The organism is Allobosea sp., assembly GCF_036675845.1.
In the GTDB taxonomy this organism is placed as follows: Bacteria; Pseudomonadota; Alphaproteobacteria; order Rhizobiales; family Beijerinckiaceae; genus Allobosea.
In genome coordinates this window covers 19,945-27,398 of record NZ_JAKFED010000051.1, presented here as the reverse complement: position 1 = coordinate 27,398, position 7,454 = coordinate 19,945, and the positions used below count along the sequence as shown (strand labels likewise).

Below are 7,454 nucleotides of genomic sequence, written 5' to 3'. Positions count from 1 at the left end.
GTCTATCCGGCCCTGCTCGTCCTGCTGGCGGTTCTCGCCATGGTCGGCCTCGGCCTGTTCCAGAAGCTGAGCCAGAACACGACGGCGTCCGTGGCCGACGAGCAACGCGGCAGGACCGGGTCAAAGCCGGCCGGCGCAGCGAAGAAAACCGAAGAGCGCTGAGCTTAGCCCCGTTCGTCGACCAGCATCAGGTCGGTATCGTCGGGCCTGGCGCCGGCCGCGGTCAGCATGGCGTGGACCTGGCCGCGATGATGCGTCTGGTGGTTGAAGAAGTGGGCGACGAGCAGGGCTTTCGGCCGCGTGAGTTCCCGGCGCGAAATCCCCGAAACCCAGGTCAGCTCACCGGCAAGCCATTCCGGCGAGAGCCCGGCGGCCCATTCGCCGATCAGCGCATCGGTGGCACGCCGCTCGGCGACGAGTTCGTCCCAGGCCTCGATCATCCGCGAGGATTCACTGCCCGGAACGGTGGGCTGCGGCGTGTCGGCGAAGCGCGAGAGCCACATCCGGTCGGCCCAGAGCAGATGGCAGAGCGTGCCGTGGATCGAGCGGAAGAAGGCGCCGCGATCCTGCCGCCGCGCCGCGTCGGTCAGCGTCGCCGCCGATCCGTAGAGGTTCTCGTTCTGCCAGGCATTGTAGCGCGCCATGGTGGCGGCATAGGCGGGATCGATCACGGCGCAGCTCCTCGTTCTCGCGGGTTCCTCCCCGCCAACCCTCATCCTGAGGAGCCGCGCAGCGGCGTCTCGAAGGATGCTCCAGGAGGCTCCGGTATCATATGGAGCATCCTTCGAGACGCGATCTGCGATCGCTCCTCAGGATGAGGTCGCGGAGGTCGTGTCAGATGATGTTGGCCTCCAGCAGCGGCCGGTTCGCCACGATGCGCTCATGGCCGAGATCGGCAAGGTCGAGCGTCAGATAGCGCCCATGCGCGATATGCTCGGCGAGACCGCGCCCGACCGCCGGCGATTGCTGCAGCCCGTGACCGGAGAAGCCGTTGGCGAGATAGAGATTGGCGAGGTTCGCCGCCGGCCCGACGATGGCGTTGCCGTCAAGCCCGTTCATGTCATAGGGCCCGGCCCAGGCGCGGCCGGGGCGGATCGCCTCGAAGGCCGGGATGCGATGGGCCAGCGCCGGCCAGACCGTCTCCTCGAAGAAGGACCAGTCGACATCCTCGACATCGGCGGCCTTCTCGTCCCAGTCGGGATCGTGCTGGCCTTCCGTCGGCGAGGCGCCGCAGATGAACATCTGGCCCTCGGAACCGCGTTTGCCCTCGGGCCGGCAATAGGCGCCGCTGGTGTCGATCAGCAGCGGGCAGTTGTCGACCTCGCCTTTGCAGGTGAAGGTGAAGACATAGCGCTTCTTCGGCGCGACCGGGATGGCGACGCCGGCGCTTCCCGCCAGCCTTGCGCCATGCGAGCCGGCGGCGTTGACCACCGTCCCGCAGGCGATGCGGCTGCCGTCGGCGAGCTCGACGCCCGTCACCCGCCCGCCCTCGACGAGATAGCGGCCGACCTCGCCCTGGCGGTATTCGACGCCGAGCGAGCGCGCCTTCTTACGGAAAGCCTGGAGCAGGGCCCAGCCGTCAAACCAGCCCTCGCCGCTGACGCCATAGGTGCCGCAGGCAAGATCCGAGGTATTTAGCCAGCTGAATTTGCTGCGCAGCATTTCTGCAGCATAAAGCGCGATGTCGGCGCCTTCGGCCTGCTGCAGGCGCTGGTTGGCGGCGAGCACCGGGGCGCCCTCGCCGCTGGCGACATAGAGATAGCCGCCTTCATGCAGGTCGATCGCCGGGACCTCGCCATCGACCGAAAGATGGGCGCCGATCTCGCGCAGGAAGCCGATGCCATGGAGCGAGATGCGGATGTTGACGGCGCTGGAGAACTGCTGGCGGATCGAGGCGGCCGACAGAGCCGAGGCCGAATAGCGATAGGTCGGGTCCTTCTCGATCACCACGACCCTGCCCTTGAAGCCGGGATCGGCGGCAAGATGATAGGCGACGGAGGAACCGATCGCGGCGCCACCGACGATCACGACATCTGCGGTTTCTGGAGCGGACGACATCTGGGACCTGCGATTGGCGGCGGGAGGTTCGTGACCTTTCCGCATGATTGGCGCGGCGCGCGACGCTTGTCGAGGCCCGTCGGCTTTCTATGGCGTCGCGCATTCGCCGAGCAGCCAGTCGCGGAAGGCGATCACGGTCGGCAGGTTCGCCTTGATCTCCGGATAGACGAGGTAATAGCCCTCGGGTCCGCGCACCGGCCGGTCGACGGGAATGACGAGCGCGCCGGAACGCAGCTCGTCCTCGACCAGCAGGCGCGGCACGATGGCGATGCCGAGCCCGGCGACGGCGGCCTGCGCCACCATGGCGAACTGCTCGAAGCGGGGCCCCATCAGCGCCCGCTCCGGCGGCAGCCCCTGCTTCTCCAGCCAGTCGGCCCAGGCCCGCGGCCGCGTCGATTGCTGCAGCAGGGGCTGGCGCAGCAGATCGGCCGGCTCGGCGAGGCCGGCGCGCGCGACCAGCGCTGGAGCCGCGACCGGCACGACCTCCTCGCCCATCAGCCGGTGCAGCCGCGCGCCGGGCCAGACCGGATGGCCGAAATGGATCGCCGCATCGGCCGGGTCATGCGCGAAGTCGAAGGGCACCAGCCTGGTCGAGAAGTTGATGGTGACGCCGGGATGCGCCTCGGTGAAGCGCGGCAGGCGCGGAATCAGCCAGCGCGTGCCGAAGGTCGGCAGGATGGCGAGGTGGAGCAGGCCGGCGGCACCACGAAAGGCCATGGCCGACAAGGTCGCTGCCGCGAGCCGCGAGAGGCCGTCGCGGACCTCTGCCGCATAGGCGGCGCCGGCCGGCGTCAGGCTGACGCGCTTCTTGACGCGCTCGAACAGCTTCAGGCCGAGGCTCTGCTCGAGCAGGGCGACCTGGCGGCTGACCGCCCCTTGCGTCAGGTTCATCTCCTCGGCGGCGCGGGTGAAGCTGCCATGGCGCGCCGCCGCCTCGAAGGCGGCGAGCGCCGACAGGGAGGGCACCGAAAGGCGCCCGGGCACGACCTCGGACATCATGAGAAAACCTCACCAATATATGAGAACATATCGGTTGCCCGCGGGGACCGAAAGAGGGCATTCTCCGCCGCAACCGACAGGCTTTTTCGACAATCGCCCCCGCCGCGGCCGAACGCGACCGGGCCGGCGATTCGTTTCATGCCCCTCGCCCCGTAGGGCGAAGAGGCCAGGTACAGGTACGCGATGACCACTTCCCTTCCGAAAGACGCCCTCGCCCTCCTCAAGCGCCTCGGCGTGCCGGACGCCGCCTATGCCGGCGCCGGCCTTTCCGCCCGCTCGCCGATCACCGGCGAGACCGTGGCGACCCTGCGCGAGACCTCGCCGGCCGAGGCCGAGGCCGCCATCGGCCGGGCCCAGTCGGCCTATCTCGCCTGGCGCAAGGTGCCGGCGCCGCGGCGCGGCGAGTTCGTCCGCCTGCTCGGCGAGGAACTGCGCGCCGCCAAGGCCGATCTCGGCCTGCTGGTGACGCTGGAGGCCGGCAAGGTCACCTCCGAGGGCCTCGGCGAGGTCCAGGAGATGATCGACATCTGCGATTTCGCCGTCGGCCTGTCGCGCCAGCTCTACGGGCTGACGATCGCGACCGAGCGCCCCAGCCACCGGATGATGGAGACCTGGCACCCGCTCGGCGTCTGCGGCGTGATCTCGGCCTTCAACTTCCCGGTCGCGGTCTGGTCGTGGAATGCGGCGCTCGCCTTCGTCTGCGGCGACAGCGTCGTCTGGAAGCCGTCGGAGAAGACGCCGCTGACCGCCATCGCCGTGCAGGCGATCGTCGAGAAGACGATGAAGCGCTTCGGCCCCGAAGCCCCGGCCGGCCTCTCCGAGGTGCTGATCGGCGGCCGCGAGATCGGCGACATCCTGGTGCAGGACCATCGCGTCCCGGTCGTCTCGGCCACGGGCTCGACCCGGATGGGCAAGGAAGTCGGCCAGAAGCTCGCGGCACGCTTCGCCCGCGCCATCCTCGAGCTCGGCGGCAACAACGCCGCAATCGTCGCGCCCTCGGCCGATCTCGACATTGCGCTGCGCGGCATCGCCTTCGCGGCGATCGGCACCGCCGGCCAGCGCTGCACCACTCTGCGCCGCCTGATCGTGCATGAGAGCGTCTACGACGCGCTGATCCCGAAGCTGGCCAAGGTCTATGGCTCGGTCAAGATCGGCGATCCGCGCGAGGCCGGCGTGCTGGTCGGCCCGCTGGTCGACGAAGCCGCCTACCAGGGCATGCAGAAGGCGCTCTCGGAGGCCAAGGCGGCCGGCGGCAAGGTCCATGGCGGCGAGAAGGTCGATGTCGGTTCGGGCGGGTTCTATGTCCGCCCGGCGCTGGTCGAGATGCCTTCCCAGACCGGTCCGGTGGAGCGCGAGACCTTTGCGCCGATCCTCTATGTGATGAAGTACAAGACCCTCGACCAGGCCATCGCCATGCAGAACGCCGTCGGCGCCGGCCTGTCCTCGTCGATCTTCACCCTCGACATGCGCGAGGCCGAGACTTTCGTCTCCGACGAAGGCTCGGATTGCGGCATCGCCAACGTCAATATCGGCCCGTCCGGCGCCGAGATCGGCGGCGCCTTCGGTGGCGAGAAGGAAACCGGCGGCGGCCGCGAGGCCGGCTCGGACGCCTGGAAAGCCTATATGCGCCGGGCCACGAATACGCTGAACTACGGCACCAGCCTGCCGCTGGCGCAGGGCGTCAGCTTCGATGTGGATGCGTGAGGACCAGGCGTCATTCTCGGGCGAAGCGAAGCGCAGACCCGAGAATCTCGTGACCAGCCAGCTGGTTTCCGGGATGGTCGGGTCAAGCCCGACCATGACGATCAGACGAACAGGGGAGACGAACCATGGCCGAGGCCGCCCGCAAGACCGCCCATAGCCACAAGCTGGCGCAGTTCAACTGGGAAGATCCCTTCCTGCTCGACGAGCAGCTCTCCGAGGACGAGCGGCTGATCCGCGACACGGCGCGCAGCTATGCGCAGGAGAAGCTGCAGCCACGCGTGGCCGAAGCCTATCTCGAGGAGAAGACCGAGCGTGGGATCTTCAACGAGATGGGCGAGCTCGGCCTGCTCGGCGTCACCGTTCCCGAGGACTATGGCTGCGCCGGCGCCAACTACGTCTCCTACGGGCTGGTCGCCCGCGAGGTCGAGCGGGTCGATTCCGGCTACCGCTCGATGATGAGCGTGCAGTCCTCGCTGGTGATGTACCCGATCTATGCCTATGGCGACGAGAACCAGCGCAAGAAGTACCTGCCCAAGCTCGGTTCCGGCGAATGGGTCGGCTGCTTCGGCCTGACCGAGCCCGACGCCGGCTCGGATCCCGCCGGCATGAAGACCCGGGCCGAGAAGGTCGCCGACGGCTACAGGCTGACCGGCTCCAAGACCTGGATCTCGAACTCGCCGATCGCCGACGTCTTCGTGATCTGGGCGAAGTCCGCGGCGCATGACAACCAGATCCGCGGCTTCATTCTCGAAAAGGGCATGAAGGGCCTCTCCGCGCCGAAGATCGGCGGCAAGCTCTCGCTGCGCGCCTCGATCACCGGCGAGGTGGTGATGGACGGCGTGATCGTGCCGGAAGAGAACCTGCTGCCCAACGTCTCGGGCCTGAAGGGTCCGTTCGGCTGCCTCAACCGCGCCCGCTACGGCATCTCCTGGGGCGCGATGGGCGCCGCCGAGGATTGCTTCCACCGTGCCCGCCAATACGGGCTCGACCGCAAGCAGTTCGACAAGCCGCTGGCCCAGACGCAGCTCTTCCAGAAGAAGCTCGCCGACATGGTGACCGAGATCACGCTCGGCCTGCAGGGCAGCCTGCGCGTCGGCCGCCTGCTCGACGAGGGCAAGATGGCGCCGGAGATGATCTCGCTCGTCAAGCGCAACAATTGCGGCAAGGCGCTCGACATCGCCCGCGCCGCCCGCGACATGCATGGCGGCAACGGCATCTCGATCGAGTACCATGTCATGCGCCATGCGGCGAACCTTGAGACGGTCAACACCTATGAGGGCACGCACGACGTCCACGCGCTGATCCTCGGCCGGGCTGTGACCGGGCTGCAGGCGTTCTTCTGATCCGACGCAGGCGTCATGGCCGGGCTTGACCCGGCCATCTCTCCCAGAACCAGACTCCCGAAGAGATGGTCGGCTCAAGGCCGACCATGACGACGCGGATGATTGCCATGTCCAGCTCCCCTCCCCTTTCCGGCCTGCGCGTTCTCGAACTGGCGCGCATTCTCGCCGGGCCCTGGATCGGCCAGCTGCTCGCCGATCTCGGCGCTGACGTCGTCAAGGTCGAGAGTCCGGAGGGCGACGATACCCGCTCCTGGGGGCCGCCCTTCGTCGAAGGCCAGGGCGGCGAGCACCTGTCGGCCGCCTATTTCCACGCCTGCAATCGCGGCAAGCGCTCGATCACCGCCGATTTCCGCAGCGAGGAAGGCCGGGCGCTGGTGCGCCAGCTCGCCGGCCACGCCGATATCGTGATCGAGAACTTCAAGGTCGGCGGGCTCGCCAAATACGGGCTCGACGCCGCCAGCCTGCGCAAGCTCCATCCCAGCCTGATCTATTGCTCGATCACCGGCTTCGGCCAGGACGGCCCCTATGCCGAGCGCGCCGGCTACGACTTCCTTATCCAGGGCATGGCCGGCTCGATGTCGATCACCGGCCAGCCGGACGGCCAGCCGACCAAGGCCGGCTACGCCAAGACGGACATCTTCACCGGCCTTTACGCCACCGTCGGCATCCTGGCGGCGCTGCGCCGGCGCGACCAGACCGGCGAAGGCGCGACGATCGATCTTGCCCTGATGGACACCCAGGTCGCCGTGCTCGGCAACCAGGCGCTGAACTATCTGGTCTCGGGCAAGGCGCCGGCAAGGCTCGGCAACGCCCATCCCAATATCGTGCCCTATGAGGTCTTCCCTGTGGCCGACGGCCACATCATCATCGCGACCGGCAATGACGGGCAGTATCGCCGGCTCTGCGAGGTGCTAGGCCGGGCCGATCTCGGCAGCCATGCCGACTATGCCGACAACAAGGGCCGCGTCGCCGGCCGCGCCGTGCTGATCCCTATGCTGGCCTCGCTGACCGCGCGCCGGCACAAGGGCGAGCTGCTGACGGCGCTGGAAGGCGCCGGCGTCCCGGCCGGGCCGATCAACGATATCGGCGAGGTCTTCGCCGACCCGCAGGTGATCGCCCGCGGCATCAAGGTCGAGCTGCCGAACGCCGCGGCCAAGGCCGGCGCGATCCCGAGCGTCGCCTCGCCGATCGTGATCGACGGCGTGCGTCAGGTCGCCGGCCGGCCGAGCCCACAGCTCGGCGAGCACAAAGACGAGATTCTGAACGATCCCGCCTGGCATGGGCGACACTGACATCATGACACCCTCAGCCCTCATCCTGAGGAGCGATCGCAGATCGCGTCTCGAAGGA

At 68.2% G+C, this 7,454-nt stretch carries 6 protein-coding genes; 3 read left to right on the top strand and 3 right to left on the bottom strand.

The genetic code is table 11. The annotated features are described in order from the left end of the window. Nucleotides 1-164: 164 nt before the first annotated feature. The 3 genes from V6M56_RS05180 to V6M56_RS05170 all read right to left on the bottom strand — a co-directional run bounded on the left by V6M56_RS05180 (nt 165) and on the right by V6M56_RS05170 (nt 3,057). The gene (locus tag V6M56_RS05180; RefSeq protein ID WP_332681845.1) at nt 165-671 is read right to left on the bottom strand and encodes a DinB family protein; all 507 of its coding nucleotides are present in this window, start codon (nt 669-671) and stop codon (nt 165-167) included. 163 nt (nt 672-834) lie between these two features. After that, complete coding sequence (locus V6M56_RS05175) at nt 835-2,058, bottom strand: NAD(P)/FAD-dependent oxidoreductase (RefSeq protein ID WP_332681844.1); 1,224 nt, start codon at nt 2,056-2,058, stop codon at nt 835-837. An 87-nt stretch (nt 2,059-2,145) separates the two neighbouring features. Then, nucleotides 2,146-3,057 carry a LysR family transcriptional regulator gene (locus tag V6M56_RS05170; RefSeq protein WP_332681843.1) on the bottom strand — a complete coding sequence of 304 codons (912 nt, stop codon included), beginning with the start codon at nt 3,055-3,057 and terminating at the stop codon, nt 2,146-2,148. Nucleotides 3,058-3,240: 183 nt separating this feature from the next. Here V6M56_RS05170 and amaB point away from each other — a divergent pair, with 183 nt between their 5' ends. From amaB to V6M56_RS05155, 3 genes are all read left to right on the top strand, one after another. Continuing rightward, nucleotides 3,241-4,761: an L-piperidine-6-carboxylate dehydrogenase gene (amaB, locus tag V6M56_RS05165; RefSeq protein ID WP_332681842.1), complete on the top strand. Its 1,521-nt coding sequence runs from the start codon at nt 3,241-3,243 to the stop codon at nt 4,759-4,761. Between the two features lie 125 nt (nt 4,762-4,886). Further along, on the top strand, nt 4,887-6,104 hold the full coding sequence (locus V6M56_RS05160) for an acyl-CoA dehydrogenase (RefSeq protein ID WP_332681841.1): 1,218 nt from the start codon (nt 4,887-4,889) through the stop codon (nt 6,102-6,104). 107 nt (nt 6,105-6,211) lie between these two features. Continuing rightward, complete coding sequence (locus V6M56_RS05155) at nt 6,212-7,396, top strand: CaiB/BaiF CoA transferase family protein (protein ID WP_332681840.1); 1,185 nt, start codon at nt 6,212-6,214, stop codon at nt 7,394-7,396. The last annotated feature ends 58 nt before the right edge of the window (nt 7,397-7,454 follow it).

Excerpts from the sequence above, each read along its gene's own strand:
- V6M56_RS05175 (WP_332681844.1), bottom strand. The coding sequence starts at position 2,058 with ATGTCGTCCGCTCCAGAAACCGCAGATGTCGTGATCGTCGGTGGCGCC.
- V6M56_RS05170 (WP_332681843.1), bottom strand. The coding sequence starts at position 3,057 with ATGATGTCCGAGGTCGTGCCCGGGCGCCTTTCGGTGCCCTCCCTGTCG.
- amaB (WP_332681842.1), top strand. The coding sequence starts at position 3,241 with ATGACCACTTCCCTTCCGAAAGACGCCCTCGCCCTCCTCAAGCGCCTC.
- V6M56_RS05160 (WP_332681841.1), top strand. The coding sequence starts at position 4,887 with ATGGCCGAGGCCGCCCGCAAGACCGCCCATAGCCACAAGCTGGCGCAG.
- V6M56_RS05155 (WP_332681840.1), top strand. The coding sequence starts at position 6,212 with ATGTCCAGCTCCCCTCCCCTTTCCGGCCTGCGCGTTCTCGAACTGGCG.